The sequence below is a fragment of the Gilliamella sp. Bif1-4 genome (assembly GCF_001690535.1).
Lineage (GTDB): Bacteria > Pseudomonadota > Gammaproteobacteria > Enterobacterales > Orbaceae > Gilliamella > Gilliamella bombi.
Genome location: NZ_LZHC01000007.1, coordinates 1 through 22,058 on the forward strand (window position 1 = coordinate 1; position 22,058 = coordinate 22,058).

16 protein-coding genes, 4 tRNA genes and 2 pseudogenes are annotated in these 22,058 nt (G+C 33.2%); 7 read left to right on the plus strand and 15 right to left on the minus strand.

Annotated features, from left to right (window positions below):
* Positions 1 to 321 precede the first annotated feature (321 nt).
* From focA to pflA, 3 genes are all read left to right on the plus strand, one after another.
* Positions 322 to 1,170: a formate transporter FocA gene (focA, locus tag A9G25_RS00135; protein ID WP_081297073.1), complete on the plus strand. Its 849-nt coding sequence runs from the start codon at positions 322 to 324 to the stop codon at positions 1,168 to 1,170.
* A 67-nt stretch (positions 1,171 to 1,237) separates the two neighbouring features.
* Positions 1,238 to 3,520: a formate C-acetyltransferase gene (pflB, locus tag A9G25_RS00140; RefSeq protein ID WP_065625230.1), complete on the plus strand. Its 2,283-nt coding sequence runs from the start codon at positions 1,238 to 1,240 to the stop codon at positions 3,518 to 3,520.
* A 245-nt stretch (positions 3,521 to 3,765) separates the two neighbouring features.
* Positions 3,766 to 4,545 (plus strand): pyruvate formate lyase 1-activating protein, encoded by a 780-nt coding sequence (gene pflA / locus A9G25_RS00145; protein WP_218057488.1) that lies wholly within the window; start codon positions 3,766 to 3,768, stop codon positions 4,543 to 4,545.
* A 49-nt stretch (positions 4,546 to 4,594) separates the two neighbouring features.
* Here pflA and rarD read toward each other — a convergent pair whose 3' ends face one another.
* The 3 genes from rarD to A9G25_RS12695 form a co-directional block, all read right to left on the minus strand.
* Positions 4,595 to 5,491: an EamA family transporter RarD gene (gene rarD / locus A9G25_RS00150; RefSeq protein ID WP_065625231.1), complete on the minus strand. Its 897-nt coding sequence runs from the start codon at positions 5,489 to 5,491 to the stop codon at positions 4,595 to 4,597.
* Between the two features lie 66 nt (positions 5,492 to 5,557).
* Positions 5,558 to 6,850 carry a serine--tRNA ligase gene (serS, locus tag A9G25_RS00155; RefSeq protein ID WP_065625232.1) on the minus strand — a complete coding sequence of 431 codons (1,293 nt, stop codon included), beginning with the start codon at positions 6,848 to 6,850 and terminating at the stop codon, positions 5,558 to 5,560.
* Between the two features lie 860 nt (positions 6,851 to 7,710).
* Complete coding sequence (locus A9G25_RS12695; protein ID WP_155266131.1) at positions 7,711 to 7,887, minus strand: hypothetical protein; 177 nt, start codon at positions 7,885 to 7,887, stop codon at positions 7,711 to 7,713.
* Between the two features lie 322 nt (positions 7,888 to 8,209).
* On the opposite strand from A9G25_RS12695, the pseudogene A9G25_RS13265 reads away from it, so the two are divergent.
* Positions 8,210 to 8,435 (plus strand): annotated as a pseudogene (locus A9G25_RS13265) (IS3 family transposase); the annotation flags it as partial.
* Positions 8,436 to 8,958: 523 nt separating this feature from the next.
* Here the strand turns inward: A9G25_RS13265 and A9G25_RS00160 are convergent.
* From A9G25_RS00160 to recA, 8 genes are all read right to left on the minus strand, one after another.
* A tRNA-Arg gene (locus A9G25_RS00160) sits at positions 8,959 to 9,035 on the minus strand.
* Between the two features lie 20 nt (positions 9,036 to 9,055).
* Positions 9,056 to 9,132, minus strand: a tRNA-Arg gene (locus tag A9G25_RS00165).
* 19 nt (positions 9,133 to 9,151) lie between these two features.
* A tRNA-Arg gene (locus A9G25_RS00170) sits at positions 9,152 to 9,228 on the minus strand.
* A 17-nt stretch (positions 9,229 to 9,245) separates the two neighbouring features.
* Positions 9,246 to 9,338, minus strand: a tRNA-Ser gene (locus tag A9G25_RS00175).
* A 123-nt stretch (positions 9,339 to 9,461) separates the two neighbouring features.
* Positions 9,462 to 9,662, minus strand: coding sequence for a carbon storage regulator CsrA (gene csrA / locus A9G25_RS00180; RefSeq protein ID WP_065625233.1), 201 nt, complete (start codon positions 9,660 to 9,662; stop codon positions 9,462 to 9,464).
* Positions 9,663 to 9,793: 131 nt separating this feature from the next.
* On the minus strand, positions 9,794 to 12,427 hold the full coding sequence (gene alaS / locus A9G25_RS00185) for an alanine--tRNA ligase (protein WP_065625234.1): 2,634 nt from the start codon (positions 12,425 to 12,427) through the stop codon (positions 9,794 to 9,796).
* Positions 12,428 to 12,633: 206 nt separating this feature from the next.
* A complete protein-coding gene (locus tag A9G25_RS00190; RefSeq protein ID WP_065625235.1) occupies positions 12,634 to 13,134 on the minus strand; it encodes a regulatory protein RecX in 501 nt (166 codons plus the stop codon).
* Positions 13,134 to 14,180 carry a recombinase RecA gene (gene recA / locus A9G25_RS00195; protein ID WP_065625236.1) on the minus strand — a complete coding sequence of 349 codons (1,047 nt, stop codon included), beginning with the start codon at positions 14,178 to 14,180 and terminating at the stop codon, positions 13,134 to 13,136. Before recA ends, A9G25_RS00190 begins: the two co-directional genes overlap by 1 nt.
* Positions 14,181 to 14,703: 523 nt before the next feature.
* Between recA and A9G25_RS00200 the strand changes: the two genes are divergently transcribed.
* Genes A9G25_RS00200 through A9G25_RS00210 form a run of 3 tightly spaced genes read left to right on the plus strand, consistent with a single transcriptional unit; the run spans position 14,704 to position 18,185 of the window.
* On the plus strand, positions 14,704 to 15,948 hold the full coding sequence (locus A9G25_RS00200; RefSeq protein ID WP_065625237.1) for a PqiA/YebS family transporter subunit: 1,245 nt from the start codon (positions 14,704 to 14,706) through the stop codon (positions 15,946 to 15,948).
* 15 nt (positions 15,949 to 15,963) lie between these two features.
* Positions 15,964 to 17,601, plus strand: coding sequence for an intermembrane transport protein PqiB (gene pqiB / locus A9G25_RS00205; protein WP_065625238.1), 1,638 nt, complete (start codon positions 15,964 to 15,966; stop codon positions 17,599 to 17,601).
* Complete coding sequence (locus tag A9G25_RS00210) at positions 17,601 to 18,185, plus strand: PqiC family protein (protein WP_065625239.1); 585 nt, start codon at positions 17,601 to 17,603, stop codon at positions 18,183 to 18,185. Before pqiB ends, A9G25_RS00210 begins: the two co-directional genes overlap by 1 nt.
* A gap of 44 nt (positions 18,186 to 18,229) precedes the next feature.
* Here the strand turns inward: A9G25_RS00210 and pabB are convergent, their stop codons facing one another.
* The 4 genes and pseudogenes from pabB to A9G25_RS12700 form a co-directional block, all read right to left on the minus strand.
* Positions 18,230 to 19,987, minus strand: coding sequence for an aminodeoxychorismate synthase component I (gene pabB / locus A9G25_RS00215; RefSeq protein WP_065625240.1), 1,758 nt, complete (start codon positions 19,985 to 19,987; stop codon positions 18,230 to 18,232).
* 1 nt (position 19,988) lies between these two features.
* Complete coding sequence (locus A9G25_RS00220; RefSeq protein WP_081297078.1) at positions 19,989 to 20,564, minus strand: anthranilate synthase component II; 576 nt, start codon at positions 20,562 to 20,564, stop codon at positions 19,989 to 19,991.
* A gap of 388 nt (positions 20,565 to 20,952) precedes the next feature.
* The gene (locus A9G25_RS00225; RefSeq protein WP_218057489.1) at positions 20,953 to 21,480 is read right to left on the minus strand and encodes a CHAP domain-containing protein; all 528 of its coding nucleotides are present in this window, start codon (positions 21,478 to 21,480) and stop codon (positions 20,953 to 20,955) included.
* Between the two features lie 289 nt (positions 21,481 to 21,769).
* Positions 21,770 to 21,997, minus strand: a pseudogene (locus tag A9G25_RS12700) (CHAP domain-containing protein); the annotation flags it as partial.
* Between the last annotated feature and the right edge of the window lie 61 nt (positions 21,998 to 22,058).

A 22,058-nucleotide genomic window follows, 5' to 3' on the forward strand; every position in this document is an offset into this window, starting at 1 on the left:
CTGGTATCTTTCCTTCCTAGAAAGGTGATTATAATACATAGCAATCTCCAAACTGTGGTGGTGCGAAGGTGCTAGTATAAATCACCTTTCTACTTTCTTCACTCCACCGTGTTTAAAATTGCACTTATTGCACTTCATGTTTGAATCCAGGGTTTTGGAGGTAAAAAAACAATATTTCCCTTAAATTTAAGTTATCACCAATGATTTTAATAGATAATAATTTTTTATTTTCAGAATTTTTTAATAAAAAAACGTGATCTACTCTGAATTTTGTGTATACTATGCGTCTCATAAAACCCTAGTTTTTTTGAGGATGTTAGTTTGAGTACCAATAAACTTGTGGATTCCTATTCCCCCGCACAAATGACCCAAATTGCTGAAGACCTTGGCAATTACAAAGTAAACAAACACCCATGTAGTACGATTTTATCCGCAATGCTTGCTGGTGTTTATATCTCTATCGCTTTCGTATTTTATATTACTGTAACAACTGGAACAGCAACCGTTGCTTTTGGTTTGGCAAAATTAGTCGGCGGTATTTGTTTCTCTTTAGGGCTTATGCTTGTTGTTTGTTGTGGTTCTGACTTATTTACTTCAACAGTATTGACCATTTTACCTAAAATGACCCATAAAATTGGCTGGACTAAAATGATTCGTAATTGGATTTTGGTCTATGTTGGTAACTTTATTGGTGCTATACTGTTTGTTACAGTTATTTGGTTTTCAGGCCAGTATATGGTAGCCAATGGTTTGTGGGGACTAAATATTTTACAAACCGCTGATCATAAATTACATCACACTTTTATTGAGGCAGTATGTCTTGGCTTTCTAGCTAATCTAATGGTCTGTTTGGCCGCCTGGTTGAGTTACGCTGGTCGTAGTTTACTTGATAAAATGCTAATTATGGTTTTACCTGTTGCGATGTTTGTTGCCAGCGGTTTTGAGCATAGTATTGCAAATATGTTTATGATTCCTATGGGCATTGTGATTAAGAACTTTGCTTCCCCTGAGTTTTGGCAAGCAGTTGGTGTATCGGCAGATGCCTTTAAAGAGCTAACTGTATCGCATTTTGTATTTAACAATTTAATTCCAGTTACAATTGGGAATATTTTAGGTGGTTTAGCTGTAGCACTACCTTATTGGGCTTTATATTTACGTAAGCCGCATTGATTTTATAATATTTACCCTCATATGTTATAGGGTAAATAGTTATTTTTGTAAACCTGAGGTGAAAATTATGAGTAATTTAAACGAAGTACAAGCAGCTGCTTGGAAAGGATTTAAAGATGGTGATTGGCAAAATAATGTTAATGTCCGCGATTTTATTCAAAAAAACTACACGCCATATGAGGGCGATGAGTCTTTCTTAGCTGGCGCAACTGAAGCCACAACTAAGTTATGGGATAAAGTAATGGAAGGCATTAAAATTGAAAATGCTACCCATGCCCCTGTGGATTTTGATACAAGTGTTATTTCGACAATTACTGCTCATGATGCAGGTTATATTGAAAAAGATTTAGAAAAAATTGTTGGCTTACAAACTGAAAAACCATTAAAACGTGCGATTATTCCGTTTGGTGGTATCAAAATGATCGAGAATTCTTGTAAAGCTTATAACAGAACGCTTGATCCTTTAGTCAAAAAAATCTTCACGGAATATCGTAAAACTCATAACCAAGGTGTTTTCGATATTTATACTCCAGATATTCTTCGTTGTCGTAAATCAGGTGTTATTACTGGTCTTCCTGATGCTTATGGTCGTGGTCGTATTATTGGTGACTACCGTCGTATCGCTCTTTATGGTATCGACTACTTAATGCAAGATAAATTTGCACAATTCAATTCACTTCAAGCTGATTTCGAAAACGGTGTTGATCTTCCAATGATTATGCAACGTCGTGAAGAAATCGCTGAACAGCATCGTGCACTTGGCCAAATTAAAGAAATGGCAGCTAAATATGGCTTCGATATTTCTGCTCCAGCAAAAACTGCACAAGAAGCGGTTCAATGGACATACTTTGGTTATTTAGCTGCGGTTAAATCACAAAATGGTGCTGCAATGTCATTAGGTCGTACTTCGACTTTCTTTGATATTTACTTCCAACGCGATCTTGAAGCTGGTTTAATTACAGAAAAAGACGCTCAAGAAATTGTTGACCATTTTGTTATGAAGTTACGTATGGTTCGTTTCTTACGTACGCCAGAATATGATGAGTTATTCTCAGGCGATCCAATTTGGGCAACTGAATCTATCGCTGGTATGGGTGTTGATGGTCGTACATTAGTTACTAAGACTTCTTTCCGTTTCTTAAATACTTTATATACAATGGGTCCATCACCAGAACCTAACATGACAATCCTTTGGTCTGAAAAATTACCAAGTGGATTTAAAGAGTTCGCATCAAAAGTATCTATCGATACATCATCATTACAATATGAAAATGATGATTTAATGCGTCCTGACTTTAATAATGATGACTATGCGATTGCATGTTGTGTAAGCCCGATGATTGTTGGTAAACAAATGCAATTCTTTGGTGCGCGTGCAAACCTTGCTAAAACTCTTCTATACGCAATCAACGGTGGTATGGATGAAAAATTAAAAATGCAAGTAGGTCCTAAAGAAGCACCAATCACGGATGAATATTTAGATTTTGATACAGTATTTGCACGTTTAGATCACTTTATGGATTGGTTAGCAAAACAATACGTAACGGCATTAAATGCAATTCACTATATGCACGATAAATACAGCTATGAAGCATCATTAATGGCACTTCATGATCGTGATGTTATTCGTACTATGGCATGTGGTATTGCTGGTCTTTCAGTTGCAGCAGACTCACTTTCAGCGATTAAGTATGCAAAAGTAAAAGCAATTCGTGATGAAGATGGTTTAGCTACTGACTTTGAAATTGAAGGTGAATACCCACAATTTGGTAATAACGATCCACGAGTTGACGATATTGCTGTTGATTTAGTTGAACGTTTTATGAAGAAAATTCAAAAACTTAAAACTTATCGTAATGCAACCCCTACACAATCTGTATTAACCATTACATCAAATGTTGTTTATGGCAAGAAAACAGGTAATACTCCAGACGGACGTCGTGCTGGTGCGCCATTTGGACCAGGTGCTAACCCAATGCACGGCCGTGACCAAAAAGGTGCGGTAGCTTCATTAACATCTGTAGCTAAACTTCCATTTGCTTACGCTAAAGATGGTATTTCTTATACTTTCTCTATCGTTCCAAATGCATTAGGTAAAGATGATGATGTGCGTAAACGTAACTTAGCTGGCTTAATGGATGGTTATTTCCATCACGAAGCTACAGTAGAAGGTGGTCAACATCTAAATGTTAATGTATTAAATCGTGATACATTATTAGATGCGATGGAACATCCTGAAAAATATCCACAATTAACTATTCGTGTTTCTGGGTATGCGGTTCGTTTCAACTCATTAACTAAAGAACAACAAAATGACGTAATTAACCGTACATTTACACAAAAAATGTAATTTAGTTAATTGTTAACTTAATCGAAATAGCGTCTTTAAAGGCGCTATTTTTTTATCAGCACGAACACTATTTTGCCAACTTTAATTAAATATTAATACGATGATAATAATTTAATATTGTTGATATTTATCCAGTATAATTAATCGAAATATAATTCATGGCGATTAATACTATTGGTTTAAGTTTGACGATAGTGGAGTTAAAATTATTAAAAAGTCATATGAGCAATGATTCGAGATTATCTATGGAACAACAAAATATTATTATGACAACTAAGTCGCCTATTAAAGGCCGTATCCACTCTTTTGAATCCTTTGGTACTGTTGATGGTCCAGGGATTCGTTTTATTGTTTTTTTTCAAGGTTGCCTAATGCGTTGCTTGTATTGCCATAATCGTGATACATGGGATTTAAAAGCTGGTCGAGAGGTCACCGTTGATGAGCTTATGAAAGAGATTGTTTCTTACAAAAGTTTTATTATGCCTAATGGTGGTGGTGTGACAGCTTCGGGCGGTGAGGCTACGTTACAAGCTGAGTTTGTTACTGAATGGTTTAGAGCTTGTCATCAAGAAGAAATTAGCACTTGTTTAGATACCAATGGTTATGCAAGGCAGCTCGACCATGTTGTTGATGAACTTTTAGGAGTAACAGATTTAGTCATGCTTGATTTAAAGCAAGTTAATGATGAAATTCATCAAAAATTAGTTGGAGTGCCAAATAAACGAGTTCTTGAATTTGCTAAATATCTGCAAAAAATTAATAAGCGAACTTGGATACGTTATGTTGTTGTTCCTGGGTGGACTGATGATGATAATTCAGCACATCTGCTTGGTAAATTTATTGAGGGAATGGATAATATTGAGCGTGTAGAATTACTTGCTTATCATAAACTAGGTGCTTATAAATGGGATACGATTGGTGATAAATATAAGTTGGAAGGCGTTGAGGCTCCACCAAGAGAAACCCTTGATAGGATCCAAGGTATTTTAGAAAGCTATGGTCATTATGTTACATTTAGTAAATAGTAGATAGGTTGTTTGATAAGAGGTACATTCAATTGTGCCTCTTTTGTATCTATTGTAATCTTTTTCGTTTTATTGCACGTATAACAAAAATCCCACCCTCAAAAGCTAGAATGCAAACAGATAACCAAATAAATCCATATGATACAATATGTTCTGATGAAACTTTCTCATGTAAAAACAGTATAGAAATAACTGTTAGTAGTACTGGCTCTACATATCCTAATAAACCAAATAATCCCATGGGCAGTAAGCGACTTGCAACAAAATAGATAGCAAAAGCAATAGCCGTGATGATCCCCAAGGTTGGTATGTAAATCGGGAAATGAGAAAGATCACTAATTATTTTGTCTAAACGATAATTTAAAGCACAATATATAAGGCACCCTAGGAAGATAAAGAAAAAGTCAGAAAACGTGCCCACAATGCCATCTATTCGCAATTTGCGCCTTGTCATAAAGTAGATTGGATACCCCAAAGCAATAACAGCGGTTGCCCATGAGAAAGCACCAGTGATGTAAATTTCAATAGCAACACCTAATATTGCAAGTGCAACAGCTATTTTTTGCAAGAAGCTGAGCTTTTCTTTATAAAAAATTTGCCCAGAAATCACCATTGCTAGTGGCAATAAAAAATAACCTAGCGATGCCGATAACCCATGTCCGTTAAGTGGTGCCCAAATAAAAATCATCATCTGTATTGTGAGCAAAACAGAAGAAAATAATAACCCTAATAAAAAAAGTGGTTGTTGTTTTATTCGTCTAAAAAGTGCAGTTATAACTGACCACTGTTTTCCCGCAATGATTAATATAGCTATTGCAGGAAATGAAGTTAGTAATCGCCAACAAAAAATATCAACAACAGATAAGGAGTGTAACAAAACTGGGTAGTAATAAAGTAACCCAAAGAGACATGATGCCAGTATTGAAAGTGCTACACCTTTTATCATTTTTTTCACCTTTATCAATAAAAAAATAGCGCTAATAGATAGCGCTATTCTCTAAGATAATGTAAGTTATTTAATAAACTCAACACCATTCATATAAGGTACTAAAACGGATGGAACTTTAATTGAACCATCTGCTTGTTGATAGTTTTCCATAATAGCAACAAGTGTACGTCCAATAGCTAGACCAGAACCATTTAGTGTATGTACTAAATATGTTTTATTATCAGCCTTATTACGATAACGAGCTTGCATTCGGCGAGCTTGGAAATCCCACATATTTGAGCAAGAAGAAATTTCTCGGTATGTATTTTGAGCTGGTACCCATACTTCAAGATCATAGGTTTTACAAGAGCCAAAGCCCATATCGCCAGTACATAACACAATTTTTCGATATGGTAATTCAAGTAATTGTAATACTTTTTCTGCGTGAGCAGTTAACTCTTCTAATGCCTTCATCGATTCTTCAGGCTTAACAATTTGAACCAATTCTACTTTATCAAATTGATGCATACGAATTAAGCCACGAGTGTCTTTACCGTAAGAGCCAGCCTCAGAGCGGAAACAAGGGGTGTGTGCTGTCATTTTTAATGGTAATACACTTTCATCAAGGATTTCATCGCGCACAAGATTAGTTACAGGCACTTCGGCAGTTGGAATTAATGCATAATTACTGCTTTCAGCTTCTTCATCAAGCGGTTTAGTATGAAATAAGTCACCTGCAAATTTTGGTAGTTGTCCTGTTCCAAAAAGTGTTGCTTGATTGACTAAATACGGTACATAAATTTCGGTATAACCGTGCTGTTCTGTGTGTAAATCTAACATGAATTGAGTAATAGCACGATGTAAGCGTGCGATTTGTGATTTCATAACCACAAAACGTGCACCTGTGAGTTTTACCCCTGCTGCAAAGTCAAGATCACCAAAGCGTTCTCCTAATGCAACATGATCTTGAATTGGGAAATCAAATTTTCTTGGTGTGCCAAAGCGTGAAATTTCAACATTATCATTTTCATCTTTTCCATCAGGAACAGAGTCATCAGGAATATTTGGGATAGTGGAAGCGATATCTTTAATTTTGTTTAGTAGGATATCAAGCTCTGCTTTAGCGCTATTGAGTTTTTCACCAAGTTTATTGACTTCTTCACGGACAGCTGTGATATCTTCGCCTCGTGCTTTTGCTTCACCAATTGCTTTTGAACGAGCATTACGTTCAGCTTGTAAGTTCTCTGTTTCAACTTGTAATACTTTGCGTTTTTCTTCTAAGTGACGAATCGTATCGACATCTAATTTAAATCCTCTACGTGCTAATTTATTAGCGACAAGATCCAATTCATTTCGGAGTAAATTTGGGTCCAACATAAATTATGTCCATTATTAACTAGGAAATATCTTTCTACTTTGTCGTTATTCTATTATAGAAAACAGAACATATAAATTAAAAAGTAGATTAATTTACCGATATTAAAATTTGTTAGCTTAGTATACTAGAATTATATTGGGATTCAACCGAAATGGCGTACCAGAAGAACTTTAGGGAACTAGTAAAATATTATTTATTCAAGTAGATAGGAGATTAGCTGTTTTTTGATATATAAATCATATACAAATAAATATTTTTCATAATATCAGCTAAAGGACTGTTGAGCTTTGAATAAGAATAAAAGAAAATAAAAAGGCATAAAGATATTGTTCGAATATAATTTAGAATCACTCAATATCAATATAATTATCAAAGCATTTGATTGTTTATGTTGATAATAGTAAGCTCTGCACAAGCACTACTCATAGTAATTGAGATAGATTGAAAGGCTGTAACGCTTTTGTTCACGTTTTTATGCTGGTTTTTTCTTGAAGCTGTAATTTTGCAAACTCCCGTTTAGGATTGCGATTTTTCGCTTCTAACTCTTTTAAACGTCTGATATCTGAACTTTCCAGACCACCATATTTTTTCACTATTTATAAAAGTTGAATTGCCCATGCCTTATTTGAGGCAAAGCTCTTTAACATAGAAACGAGCTTTAACTTTTTTAATATCGGTACGATTTGGTACCTATCACCTTTTTCATATTCAAATTCTTTTTTACTTTTATCATAGACAATTTTCTACTTTTTAGGGGATAGTTATAATAAAGGGGGGAGCTTTTAGTTCCCCTTTTTATTCGTTTTATTGTATTTTAGTTTTTTGGTTGATGTTGATGTAAGTAGGTTTCCTAAAAAAACTAATAAATATCAATAATAAAGTCAATATCTTGTTGTTCTTGTAATTTTACCCTTAACAATTCTTTAAGCTCTTTTATTAAGCTATTTAGTTCAAATATTTCTTTTTTTGTGAGTAGCCCTGTTTTTGATTTTAATTCTTTAATTCTTAAAATTTTTTGCTTTATATTTTTGCACATTATTTACACTCCTTTCATTATTTAAATTTACTATAACTTTTTAATTTTTAAAAATATTTGAAATATTTTAACAATCGGTTACACTATGAAAATATAGGTTTTAACTATCAAATTGATCTGTAAAACCGATCATAATATACTACCAATCAAAATTGATTTAAAGAACAAGAAAAGGATAAGTTATGTTTTGGTCAAAATGTAGTAGATGATATCCCGATTTTTATCAGAAAAATCAAGTTGAATATAAAGAATTATGGAAAAGATTAATCTAATTTTTAATATTTCTGCTTCTAATTGTAACGATCGTCCAAACCGATAGCTCGGTTATAAATGGAATCATAAACGTGTTCATCTGGTATATTGTGAGTTAAGACTTAACCTCAGAATAAAACGTAGAAGCGTATTCCAGTTCGAACACCAGAAAAGTTATCGTTTCCCAATAGACAAGATGAATGTTGGTCAATGGATTTTATGTGTATCGTTAACGTATTTTTAGAACGTTTAACGTCATTGATGGCTTTAAACGAGAAGCATTAGGCATTGATATTGCAGGCTGGAAAGAATTACCCTTTATCTAAATAAACAAGCCCAATATCTGTTATCCTCTCAAAATACGGGTAGATAATGGATTAGAATTAGAAAGAGTATTTATCTATTGTGAAAATAATATCACCGTTGATTATATTGAGTCTGGTTGCTCATATCTAATCGGTTATATTTAACGATCTAATCGTACTTACTAAAAAAGAGTGTTAGATTTATATCTTTTTAACAACCAAGAGTAAGCAAAAAGAATAACTGAAAATTAGTTCTCCACTTATAATACTGAAAGACTTTATGAGATATTAAGTAATATAATGCCTATTGAATATAAAACACCAAAACAAGGAGCGTAATATTCTACATTAGTTTTGTTTTAACTATGCGGTATTAAAACTTCCAAAATATACAAATAAATGTACAAAGTGGTGCGATGAGTAGTTCGTAACTGTTTTTTGATTCTAGATATAATAAGATAAGTTGTTATTTTTTAATTATTGCAATAACTGATAAAGGGTTGTAATTGCTTAATGGCGCACCCGAAGGGATTCGAACCCCTGACCGCTCGGTTCGAAGCCGAGTGCTCTATCCAGCTGAGCTACGGATGCGTGTAAGTTCGTTAAAAAAGTGGTGCATCCGAAGGGATTCGAACCCCTGACCGCCCGGTTCGTAGCCGGGTACTCTATCCAGCTGAGCTACGGATGCGTTTTGAATTTATTTAAAATGGTGCATCCGAAGGGATTCGAACCCCTGACCGCCCGGTTCGTAGCCGGGTACTCTATCCAGCTGAGCTACGGATGCGCATTTAATTTATTAAATGGCGGTGAGAGAGGGATTCGAACCCTCGATGCAGCTTTTGACCACATACTCCCTTAGCAGGGGAGCGCCTTCAGCCTCTCGGCCATCTCACCAATATATTATGACTTTGCTTGAACAACAAAATCATAATGTGTGGCGCACATATTACGTTTTACAAAAAATAAGTCAAACATTTTTTTGTTTACGCGTGCTAGTTGTTTATTTCCTGCTCAATATTACCCTACGGACTTAGGTAATTCATTATTTGCTTCTTGTGGTTGATGAATTTTGTTATATATTTCTTCCCTATGAATAGAAACTTCTTTAGGTGCATTAATACCTACTCTGACTTGATTTCCCTTCACGCCCAAGATGGTAATAACTACATCATCACCAATTATTAGTGTTTCACCTACTCTCCTAGTTAAAATTAACATTAGATCTCCTAATATCAGTTAAGTATACATCCAAACAATTTTAATATATAGCTTTATCAGCCCCATCAATAAGATGGAATTTTACAGAAAAACTCTAATATTCAATTAACAAATATTTTGAGTCTATCTGGCTAATTTGCTTGTAATTTGTTACTGATTTCCTTTTTCACAGAAGATAACGCTTCTGGTAATGCTGAGAGATCCATTCCACCTGCTTGAGCGAAATCAGGTCGCCCCCCCCCTTTACCGCCTATTTTTAATGCTAATTGGGAAACCAAATCTCCAGCCCTAACTATATTGACTAAGTCATTGGTTACACCTGCAGCTAAATTGATTTTATCATCATTGACGGCGGCTAAAATTATTACACCTGTCTTTAATTGATTTTTCAGATCATCAATCATAGTCCGTAATAATTTTGCTTCAATATTATCAAGTTTAGCAATTAGTAAATTCTTATCATTGATTTTTTCACATTGATTAAGTAATTGTGCACTTTCTTGGCTAGCTTTCTGTGCTTTTAATTGTTCAATTGTTCTTTCAAGCTGTTTAGTTTGATCGATTAATTGCTCAATGCGTGCCAAAACTACAGATTTATCACTTTTAGCTAGATGTCCAATTTGAGTTAATAAATTGGATTCACTATGTATCAGATCCATGGCATTTTGCCCTGAAGTTGCCTCAATACGGCGCACACCAGAGGCAATGCTTGATTCTGATATTATTTTAAATAAACCAATATCACCAGTTCTATCTACGTGAGTACCTCCACAAAGTTCAATTGAAAAATCGCCCATTGTCAGAACTCTAACGATATCTTCATATTTTTCACCAAATAAAGCCATAGCGCCTTTATCTTTAGCCTTATTAATTGGCATTAGCTCAATATCTACCGGTAAATTACGACGAATCTGTTGATTTACTAAGTTCTCTATTTCAATAATTTGTTCTGGAGTAATGGCTTGATTATGTGAAAAGTCAAAACGTAGATAGCTATCATTAACTAAAGAACCTTTTTGGTGAACATGGTTACCTAAAATACGTTGTAAAGCCGCTTGTAATAGATGCGTAGCTGAGTGATTACGTCGAATACGTTCACGCAATTCAACATCAATAGCAGCAGTGACATAATCATCGACTTTTAAAGAACCTTTTATAATTTGGCCTAAATGACCAATACTTTTACCATATTTTTGGCTATCAAAAACACTAAATTCAAGATTAGCCGCAGTTAGTAAGCCTTTATCACCAATTTGGCCACCAGACTCTCCATAAAATGGCGTTTTGTCTAAAACGACAATAGCTTCATCACCAGCGTTAATACTTTCGACTTTTTGACCGTTTTTAAATATAGCAATAACTTTTCCTGATGATTCTGTCGCTTGATAACCTAAAAATTCAGTTTTATCATCAAGTTTGATAACATTACTATAATCAACATTAAATGAGCTTGATTCGCGAGCTCGCTTTCGTTGCTCCTCCATACATTGATTAAAACCATCTTCATCGATAGTGATGTTTTTTTCACGACATACATCTGCCGTTAGATCTAATGGAAAACCATAAGTATCGTAAAGTTTAAATGCGATATCTCCAGGTAAAACTTTACCTGTGATTTTGGCTAATTCCTGATCTAATAAAAATAATCCTCGTTCAAGTGTCTTTAAAAACTGCTCTTCTTCAATTTTGAGTGCGTCTTCAACTAGTTTTCGATTATTTTCTAATTCAACTGCTGCGCTTTCCATCACATCAATTAATGGTTTAACTAGTTTATAGAAGAAAATATTTTTTGCTCCTAGCATGTGCCCATGGCGCACTGCGCGTCGAATAATGCGGCGTAATACATAGCCTCGCCCTTCGTTTGAAGGTAAAACACCATCCGAAATTAGGAATGCACAAGAGCGAATATGGTCAGCAATAACGCGTAGCGATTTATTTTCTAAATCTTTAGTCTGAATAATGTTAGCTGCATCATTAATTAATTTCTTAAACAGATCTACTTCATAATTAGAGTTGACGTGTTGTAAAACTGCAGCAATACGTTCTAGTCCCATACCGGTATCCACGGATGGTTTAGGTAAAGGTTCCATTGTACCATCAGGATGGCGATTAAATTGCATAAAGACAATATTCCAAATTTCTATAAATCTGTCACCATCTTCTTCTGCACTACCAGGAGGTCCGCCCCAAATATGATCACCATGATCATAGAAAATTTCGGTACAAGGCCCACAAGGACCGGTATCACCCATTTGCCAGAAGTTATCAGAGGCATGCGGAGCACCTTTATTATCACCGATACGAATTATGCGTTCTTTAGGGATTCCAATTTCTTTTTCCCAAATTGTATATGCTTCGTCATCTGTTTCATAAACGGTGACGGTTAACTTATCTTTAGGTAGGTTAAACCATTCTTTACTGGTTAATAGTTCCCATGCAAAATGTATTGCATCATGTTTAAAGTAGTCACCAAAACTAAAGTTTCCTAACATTTCAAAAAATGTATGGTGACGAGCAGTATAACCAACATTATCTAAATCATTATGTTTACCACCAGCACGGACGCAACGTTGCGATGTTGTTGCTCTAGTGTAAGAACGCTTATCAACACCAAGGAATACATCTTTAAATTGATTCATTCCAGCATTAGTAAATAATAGTGTTGGATCATTGTGTGGAACAAGGGAACTACTTGCGACAACTTCATGTCCTTTGCCACGGAAAAAGTCAAGAAAATTTTGACGAATTTCTGCAGTACTTTTCATTTATGCTTCCATATAAAATGATAGATTTTTAAACATAGTAATATACCCGTTACAACTAAAGTTGAAAAGTAAATCTTCCTAAATAGGGGTGGAGCTAACTAATATTAATTACAAGTAAATTGGGATAAAATAAAAAAGAATTAATGAGCTTTATTTGTAATCGGCTTTATTAAATTATATGTTTGTATTCTAGATATTATAATTATTTAAGTCAACAAATCGTAAGCAGTTTTAATATCATCTTGTGTATAGCCTCTAGCACTTAAAAAATAAATAAGTTTTTGTTTTTTATCGATATTTTTCGGGTTGATTTGTTTTAACTTTTTTAACAATTGTTTATATGCAAGGTTTCCCCAGTTGATATTAGAGGCGTGCAATAGCTGATGGCTTAAGTCAACAGATAAACCGCGTTGTTTAAGTTCCATTGCAATTTTATACTTCCCGTAACCTTTATTGGCACGCATAACAATATAATTTTCAATATAGTGGGCGTCATTTATCCAATTTTGATTAATACAATGTTCAATCACATCTTGTATTTCAGCTTTTAGGTTAGTCAATTGGTCATGAGATTCATCTTCTGTACTTTGTTGCTTTTTTGCAAAAAAGAATATCATTTTTTGGCTTAGTTCATACGAAGAGTAACTGCGCTGTGCAAGTAATTGCACAGCTTTATTTAGAATTGATTTATTGAGTTTTTTTTTCATTATTCAATGTTGTCATTCTCTAATGATATATCGTCTTCAGGTGTTGTAAAATCTACAGGGCTATTTAGTAATAAATCACGTAGTTTTGTTTCGAGTTCTTTTGCGATTTCAGAATGTTCTTGTAAAAACTTAATTGAGTTAGCTTTACCTTGTCCAACTTTTTCGCCGTTGTAGCTATACCATGCACCAGCTTTATCGACTAATTTATGTTTAACCCCTAAGTCAATTAATTCGCCTTCTTTAGAAATACCACAACCATAAAGAATTTGGAATTCTGCTTGTCTAAAAGGTGCTGCAACTTTATTTTTAACCACTTTAACTCGAGTATCACTACCAATAATATCTTCGCCTTCTTTCACAGAACCTGTGCGACGAATATCAAGGCGAACAGAAGCATAGAATTTTAGTGCATTACCGCCAGTTGTTGTTTCTGGGCTACCAAACATAACACCAATTTTCATACGAATTTGGTTAATAAATACAACTAAACAATTTGCATTTTTGATATTCGCAGTTAGTTTACGTAATGCTTGTGACATTAAGCGAGCTTGTAATCCCATATGAGAATCGCCCATTTCACCTTCAATTTCAGCTTTTGGAGTTAATGCTGCAACTGAGTCGACAATAATAACATCAACAGCACCAGAACGAACCAAAGCGTCACAAATTTCTAGAGCTTGCTCTCCTGTATCAGGTTGAGAAACTAATAAGTCGTCAACTTGAACGCCTAATTTAGCCGCATAAATTGGATCGAGTGCATGTTCAGCATCAATAAATGCACAAGTTTTACCTTCTTTTTGAGCTTGTGCTATGACTGATAAGGTAAGTGTTGTTTTACCAGATGATTCTGGTCCAAATATTTCAACAATTCGACCCATTGGTAAACCACCAATACCTAGTGCAATATCAAGCCCTAAAGAACCTGTAGATACTGCATCTACATCTAACGTTTGGGTATCCCCTAAACGCATAATTGAACCTTTACCAAATTGTTTTTCGATTTGACTTAATGCTGCAGAAAGTGCGCGTTGTTTGTTTTCGTTCATATTATAAAATTCCAATGAGTTAGGATTGGTAATATTATACTGTATTGTTATACAGTATCAAGTTTTTTTTATACTCAATAATTATTTAGTTAATTATGGAAATTAAGTCATAAATTTTTATGGATAATTTATTTTATGTAATAATTGAAACTAACAAATGGTGATGAAATACCGATATTCAAGATTAAATTTATTGAATTATTTTTGTTAATTTTATAACTGTGAATTTTTATCAAATCTAAGTTAATAATGATTATTTTAGTATAATGAAAAGAATAAAGCTTTTTATAAAGATTATATTTGATAATAATCAAAACTCACTAATTTAATTTAGTAATACTTTCATAAAAAAATGTCATTTGATATGATTAGCTTTGAAGCTAATATAACCAACTTTTATTCATTAAAATATTTGTTCTTCAAGAGATTATTTAATAATAACTCATTAATTTCATACTTAAATGTTATATTAATCTGAATATATTTATTTAGGTTAAAATATATTTCGAAATAAAGGAAAACAATGACCATTGATAAACAACATTATGCTTTATGCTCACACTGCGATTTGGTCATAGAATTAACTGATATAACAGTAGGGCATAAAGCTGTTTGCCCACGCTGTAATACTACATTAGCTAAAAATAGTAGCAATATGAAGTTTAGAGCTGCTATGTATGCAGCTTGTTCATTAATTATGATTATTGTAGCCTGTGGCTTTGTCTTTATTGATATCCGTATTGTAGGAAATTATATTGGGGTTAGCGTATTAGATATTCCTAAGACCCTTTATTTTGATAAATATAACTATGTTTCAGCGCTTTTTATTTTATTTGTTTTGCTTTTTCCTATAGTTAATTTATTAATTATCGTTCTGCTTTGCTCCAGAATTCAATTAACAAAATATCGCAAACGAGATCTACTTATTGTTTATGAAAAATTTCAACATTGGTGTATGCCAGAAATTTTTCTTGCAGGTGTTTTGGTCAGCTTTGTTAAATTAATGAGTTATGGCAGTATTGGGGTTACTGGTACGTTTTGGGCATTCTGTCTATTTGTATTTTTTTATATAAAATCTTTAGTTATTTTCTCGCCAGAAGTAATTTGGAGCGAAATTCATCGTAATAACTTTGCTGTTAATACATTGAAAGTTGGAAAAACAGGGATTAGCCAAAATCTAAAATTATGCAGTTGTTGTCAGGCTATATTACCCATGAATTATGAAAAATGTCCTCGGTGTAAGCGGAAAAGTAAAATTAGAGATCGTGATAAAATACAATGGACTATAGCTTTGTTGATTACTTCATTAATTCTTTACATTCCTGCTAATTTGTTTGGAATTATGATAACCGTTGTTTTGGGGGCGGCATCAACTTCAAATATCATGGATGGAGTTATTTATATGTGGCAAGCAGGTGATGTACCTGTTGCTTTTGTTATTTTCCTCGCTAGCGTTGTTATACCAATTTTAAAAATTATTTCACTAAGTTGGCTTTGTTATTTTGCATTAGCAGTAAAACGAAAAAATAAAAATAATTGCTTAAAAATGAAAAAATTATATAGTGCAGTTGAATTTATTGGTAAATGGTCAATGATAGATATATTTGTTGTTTCTGTTGTTTGTTCTTTAGTGAGAAATCAGCAAATGATGGGTGTTTATCCTGATATTGGCGTTACATTCTTTGCAACTGTCGTTATTATCACAATGATTGCATCACAAAAATTTGATCCTCGTTTAATTTGGGATCGTCCGCAAAATAGAAAATAGATTAATAGGAACAATATGGCAACATCAAGTAAATTAGCAAAAATAATTAAAATTAGAGCTATTTCAGCAATATGGATTATTCCTATTGTTACTGCAATTGTTGGTTTTTGGGTAATCTACTCTCATTATACCAATAGAGGTACCTCGTTCACATTGCTTGCAAAAGATGCAAGTGGTATTGTTGCTGGCAAAACGGTAATTAAAAACCGCAGCGTAGATGTAGGTATAGTTGATGAAGTGACTTTATCTGATGACTACAAACAAGTGGTAATAAAGGGTCGTATTTATAATGATATGGATCCGCTACTAAAAAATGATTCGATTTTTTGGGTTGTTAAGCCAGAAATTGGTCGCGATGGCGTGACGGGATTAGGCACTATTTTATCTGGTGTTTATATAGAATTAGTTGCCGGAAACGATACTCACAGTTTTCAACATAAACCTTTTGTGCTTTCTGATACACCTCCGTTGTCTGATCCTAGTATCAAAGGAATTCGCCTAAAATTAGAAAGTGAGCAAAATGGTGTGATTCCTCGAGGGGCAGCTATCATGTTTCATGGTTATCGTGTAGGTAATGTGGAGACCTCGGAATTTGATGTTGAATCGCGAAAGATGAAATATCAAATTTTTATTACTAAACCTTATGATGTGTTAGTAACACAAAACGTACGATTTTGGAAAGAAGGAGGTATCAATTTAACTCTTTCATCTCGAGGTGCAAGCCTAGATGTCCCTTCTCTGGATGTATTAATGTCTGGAGGAATTAGTTTTGATTTACCTGAAGGCTCAAAATTAGGTGCACCTGCTGAACAAAATGCAGTTTATACATTATATGAAGATAAAAAATCTATCCAAGATTCACAGTATACTGAATATAAAGAATTTCTTATTATGCTTTCTGATTCTATATCTGGGTTAACAGAGGGAGTACCAGTTGAATATCATGGTATTAGATTAGGAACAGTATCTAAAGTACCATTTTATACCGCTGAAATGTTAGAGAAATCATCAATTTTAAATAAAAGGGTGCCGATATTAATTAGGATAGAGCCTGACCGTTTATCTGAATTAGTTGATGAGAAAATTGATATTGCCACCTTGATAGTGAAAGAACAAAAAAATGGGTTAAGAGCGTCATTAAAAACTTCAAATATGTTCACAGGTGCACTATATATAGATCTTGATTTTTATCCTGATTTAAAAAATAAATATGATCCACAACTAGCAAAGCAGTTTGGTTACGATACAATTGAGGCGACTTCGACAGGGATTGCGCAAATTCAAGCAAAAATTATGCAATTACTTGATAATTTTAATAATTTGCCACTTAACAATACTCTATCACAGTTCAATCAATCATTAGCTTCGAGTGAACGATTAATGAAATCATTAAATCGTATTATGGCAAGTAAAGAGATGCAAAATATACCAAAAGATCTACAAAAAACATTACGTTCATTAAATGAAACAATGAAAGAATTACAACCAGGTTCTGAACTAAATAACCAAACGAAAGAGAGTTTACAAAAAGTGCAACAGATGATGGATGAATTAACGCCATTACTTAATACTCTCAATGATAAGAGCAATGCACTGATTTTTTCTGCCCCAGCGAAGAAAGATCAAGAGCCTAAAGCAAAAGGTAAAAAATGATGAACAAAATATATAAAAAGCTACTTACAGTCATATTTATGCCATTACTTGTTATATTAGTCGGTTGTTCAGCTAACAATCCAAGTAAAAGCTATTTTCAACTAACTAGTAATTTACAGAGCTCAGTATCGCAAAAAATAAAAACCACCAAACATTTTATTTGGATTGAATCGGTAGATGTGGTGAGCTTTTTAAATAAATCAGGTATTGTATTACAAACAGACAATATCAAATATGAAACAGCAACGCATCATTTATGGGTCTCAACGTTATCTCAGCAATTGCAAGAACGATTAACGCAAGATTTAACGGCCATTTTACCAAACTATTTAGTCTCTAGCAGATCAATTACAACACCAACATTGACGGTAAAGTTATTTATTGATGGGTTCCATGGAAGCTATACTGGTGATGCGGTGATTAAAGGACGATGGGTTGTTACTGATAGTAAAAATAATATTGAAAGCAAACCATTTGAACGCCATGTTCCTTTAGCAAGTAATGGATATGATGCTTTAGTTAATGCGCTATCTAAAGGTTGGCAGGATGAAGAACTAGACTTTGCAAACTCAATAAAACTTTAATGTCATAATAATATTCCGCCATAATGTTGGCGGAATATTTGAATTTAAACGGTAATTGATCTTAACGATCGTTTGAACTTACTAAAAACCTTGTCATCAATTTCTATCCATTTGCGAACACTATTGATAAATGCGATTTTATCGGCTTTTAAGAGGTCACCTTTTAAAATCGTTTTTTCTAACAATTGATTGTGATCTAAATAAAATTGCCTCATGGTGCCAGCTAGTAACCCCGATTCTTTTTTAGGGGTAATCCATTGATTATTAATCCGCAATGCGAGGTTACCGTTAACAAATTCAGTTATTTCATTGTGTTGGTTAAAATTAATATATTCTTTTCTTGCAATTAAATCAGGAAAATGCTCCCGATTAGATGTTTTATGATACAAATATACATTTTGGTTATGAACACACTGCTTTGCAAATTCGATTTCATTGATCTTCATTGGCGAGTTAATTATATTCTCGCTAATGGTATATAGCCCATTTTTTTGCAGTAAAATTCTGACTTTATATATATTATCAATATTTTTATTAGTTGCATTTGCTAACTTAATAAGTTGCAACTTAATTGCATTGATATCATAGTTAAAATCAAAATAATCAGCTGATTGAGAAAGTCTGCTTAAATGTTCTTCCAATAAGAAAAATTGTCCTTTTTCAAGCAATAATGATTCAATGATATATTTGGGAAAAGAAGTGGTACGAGTTAAAATTGTGGTTTTAGCTAAAATCTCATTATATTCATCTTGTGAGGTTGAATCCCAAGTAATCCCACCGCCAACACCATAATGCATTTGTTGATTGTGTATGGTTAAAGTGCGAATTGGAATATTGAATATAGCTTTGTTCATATAGGGTTCAATATAACCAATTGTTCCACAGTAAACTCCACGTGGTGAGTTTTCAATATCTGCAATAATTTGCATTGTACTGGTTTTAGGCGCTCCAGTTATTGATCCACAAGGAAATAGTGCTTGAAAAATATGATATAAATTAACATTTTCTTTCAATTCACCTTGAATCATAGAAGTCAATTGCCAAACGGTTGGATATTTTTCGACTGAAAATAATTTAGGAACTGTAACTGATCCTGGTTTTGCAACCCGACTTAAATCATTACGTAATAAATCAACAATCATCATGTTTTCAGCTTGGTTTTTTTCAGAGAATAATAATTCTAATTGTTGTTTATCTTGGTGATTATTTAAACCGCGAGCAGTTGTTCCTTTCATTGGTTTTGTTGTAATAATTTTATTTTCTAACTTAAAAAATAATTCTGGCGAAATTGATAAAATACAATAATCGTCAAACTCAATATAAGCACAATAGTTGGCTTGATTGTTCTTTTGTAGAAAGTGGTAATAATTAATAGGGCTTTCATTAAATGGAGTAGTAAATTGAATCGTATAGTTGGTTTGATAAGTATTGCCTAATTCAATTTGTGATCGAATAAAGTTAATTTTTTGATTATACTCCTCCATTGATGTATCGCTTATCAAATCAAAGGTTGGTGGAGTGTAATCACTTATTTCTACATGTTTTTGCTCAACGATAGAAAATTTATCAAAAATACCAAATATCAATAGTGGCAAATCATGATTCTGTTTTGTTTTATTTTTACTATTGAACCCCATTGCGCTTTCATAAGCAAGATATCCAACCGCATAATAGCCTTGTTGTGTGAATTTTTCGATTGAATCAAATTGTTGTTTGATTGTTGAATAATCATCAGACTTTAAAATGGCGATAGGGTTGCAAAAATATTTATGTTGACCTTCAAAGTCGATATGAATTTTCATTTTAATATTGCTCATGGACAAAATTATCAATCATTTGTAAACCAAATTCGGTTTTAATTGCTTCAGGGTGAAATTGGACTGACTCGATGGGTAACTTTTTGTGACGTAATCCCATAATCAATCCTTGATTGTTTCGAGCTGTTACGATTAATTGAGAGTCTTTAGGTAAAGGATTATCACAAGCAATTAATGAATGATAACGAACAACCGAAAGCGGGCTTTTGATCCCTTTAAATACGCCTTGACCATCGTGCGTTATTTCATCGACTTTTCCATGCATAGGTGTTGGTGCTTTGATGATCTTATAACCATAATATTGAGCAATCGCTTGATGGCCTAAACAAACTCCTAATATTGGGCAAATATGACTAAATTCAGCAATAATTGCAAGTGATATTCCGGCATTGGTAGGGGATCCTGGACCGGGCGAAATGATAATCTTAGAAAAGCTAAGCTCTTTTATTTGTTCAATTGTCATTTCGTCATTTTTAATCACTTTAACTTCTGCGCCAACTTGACACAAATAATCGTGAATATTGAAAGTAAAAGAATCATAATTATCTATTAATAATATCAAAATAGAGTCCATTAATTACATAGCGTATTGTTTTAAAACCATTGGCATTTGTAACAGCCAAATTCCAGTTATACCCAGAGTTATTATACCGTTAATACAGTTAAAAGCAGATACGATTGCTAGTTTGCTATCTTTTTATTTCCTTTTTTATACTGAAACATAGTGTTACCTGAAACTTTTTAACAAAAATCCTCTTTTTCTGTGATAAATACCACAAAGCCATACAACTCTACTTGTATGATAGTATTTTTGTTACTTATTACGTAGCCGAAGCTGGGTTTATCAAAATTTTTCTGCAATAGCTCAACATGAACACCTATCGGCTATTTTGGAGACTACAAAAATAGTATCAAAACAGAATAATGAATGATTTGTTGATTAATCTTCATTAAAGATCTGAATTATTATTTTGAATATTTTTACGTAAATAACCTAAAATACGAAAACTATCTATTTTCCATAATCCCTTATTAAAAATTAATGGATAAGTTGCTCGACTGCTTTTGTTAGGACCAGGATTTTGTTGAATAATTTCAATTTCGTTATCGCTGACTTTGCTAATAATGGCAACATGACCATATCTTGACCAACCAAAAACAATAATATCTTCAACTTGTGGTTTAGTTGGTGAACCATTATGAAATTGTAATAAATTACGTTTAGGATTAAGTTGACCATCAGCAATTGATTCATCGAAGTAATTTTTAGCATGACCATAACTATCTGGCATTTTGTGATTGAAACGTTGATAATAATAACGTTTAATAAATTCAACACATTGGTACTTTTGGCCTAAGTTATAGCCGTCTTTAGTTAGATTACGACCACTAACATTACCAGTACTACCATTATAATAAATATCAACGCCATTGAATTGATCAACAACTTTGCCTATTTTATCTTTATCAACTTGCATATCAGGGTAAACATATGCGTAAAAAACGTAACAACCAAGTATTGACAAAATGACAAAGAATAATGTTTTTCTGTATTTGAATAATATTATATTTTTCATTATTAGAATTTATTTTTCCTATTATGTTTTTATAACTATCTTTTTTATTAAAAATAAAGTAATACCCATCGATAGTGATTGGCTTATTAACGTATTGTAATTAAGTCATGTATTTGGGGATGATGTTGTTTTATAAAAAATTAATTATATTACATTTTACGTAAATAACCTAAAACGCCAAAAACTTCTATTTTCCATCAACGATCGAAGGGTCAAAGAAATCTTTTGCATGTCCATAGCTATTGGGCATTTTGTGATTGAAGCGTTGATAATAATAGCGTTTAATAAATTCAACACATTGATATTTCAGACCTAAGTTATAGCCGTCTTTAGCAATATTTCTTCCACTTACATTATTGATGCTACCATTATAATAGACTTTCACACCATTAAATTCATCAACGACTTTGCCAATTTTCTGTTTATCAATTTCAACATTAGCAAAAGCACATGAATTAAGTGTATAGTAACTTAATACT

Coding starts and splice junctions, on each gene's coding strand:
- A9G25_RS00200 (WP_065625237.1), top strand. CDS start 14,704: ATGACCATTGATAAACAACATTATGCTTTATGCTCACACTGCGATTTG.
- pflA (WP_218057488.1), top strand. CDS start 3,766: ATGGAACAACAAAATATTATTATGACAACTAAGTCGCCTATTAAAGGC.
- alaS (WP_065625234.1), bottom strand. CDS start 12,427: ATGAAAAGTACTGCAGAAATTCGTCAAAATTTTCTTGACTTTTTCCGT.
- csrA (WP_065625233.1), bottom strand. CDS start 9,662: ATGTTAATTTTAACTAGGAGAGTAGGTGAAACACTAATAATTGGTGAT.
- rarD (WP_065625231.1), bottom strand. CDS start 5,491: ATGATAAAAGGTGTAGCACTTTCAATACTGGCATCATGTCTCTTTGGG.
- serS (WP_065625232.1), bottom strand. CDS start 6,850: ATGTTGGACCCAAATTTACTCCGAAATGAATTGGATCTTGTCGCTAAT.
- A9G25_RS12695 (WP_155266131.1), bottom strand. CDS start 7,887: ATGTGCAAAAATATAAAGCAAAAAATTTTAAGAATTAAAGAATTAAAA.
- A9G25_RS00210 (WP_065625239.1), top strand. CDS start 17,601: ATGAACAAAATATATAAAAAGCTACTTACAGTCATATTTATGCCATTA.
- pflB (WP_065625230.1), top strand. CDS start 1,238: ATGAGTAATTTAAACGAAGTACAAGCAGCTGCTTGGAAAGGATTTAAA.
- pqiB (WP_065625238.1), top strand. CDS start 15,964: ATGGCAACATCAAGTAAATTAGCAAAAATAATTAAAATTAGAGCTATT.
- A9G25_RS00190 (WP_065625235.1), bottom strand. CDS start 13,134: ATGAAAAAAAAACTCAATAAATCAATTCTAAATAAAGCTGTGCAATTA.
- A9G25_RS00225 (WP_218057489.1), bottom strand. CDS start 21,480: ATGCAAGTTGATAAAGATAAAATAGGCAAAGTTGTTGATCAATTCAAT.
- recA (WP_065625236.1), bottom strand. CDS start 14,180: ATGAACGAAAACAAACAACGCGCACTTTCTGCAGCATTAAGTCAAATC.
- pabB (WP_065625240.1), bottom strand. CDS start 19,987: ATGAAAATTCATATCGACTTTGAAGGTCAACATAAATATTTTTGCAAC.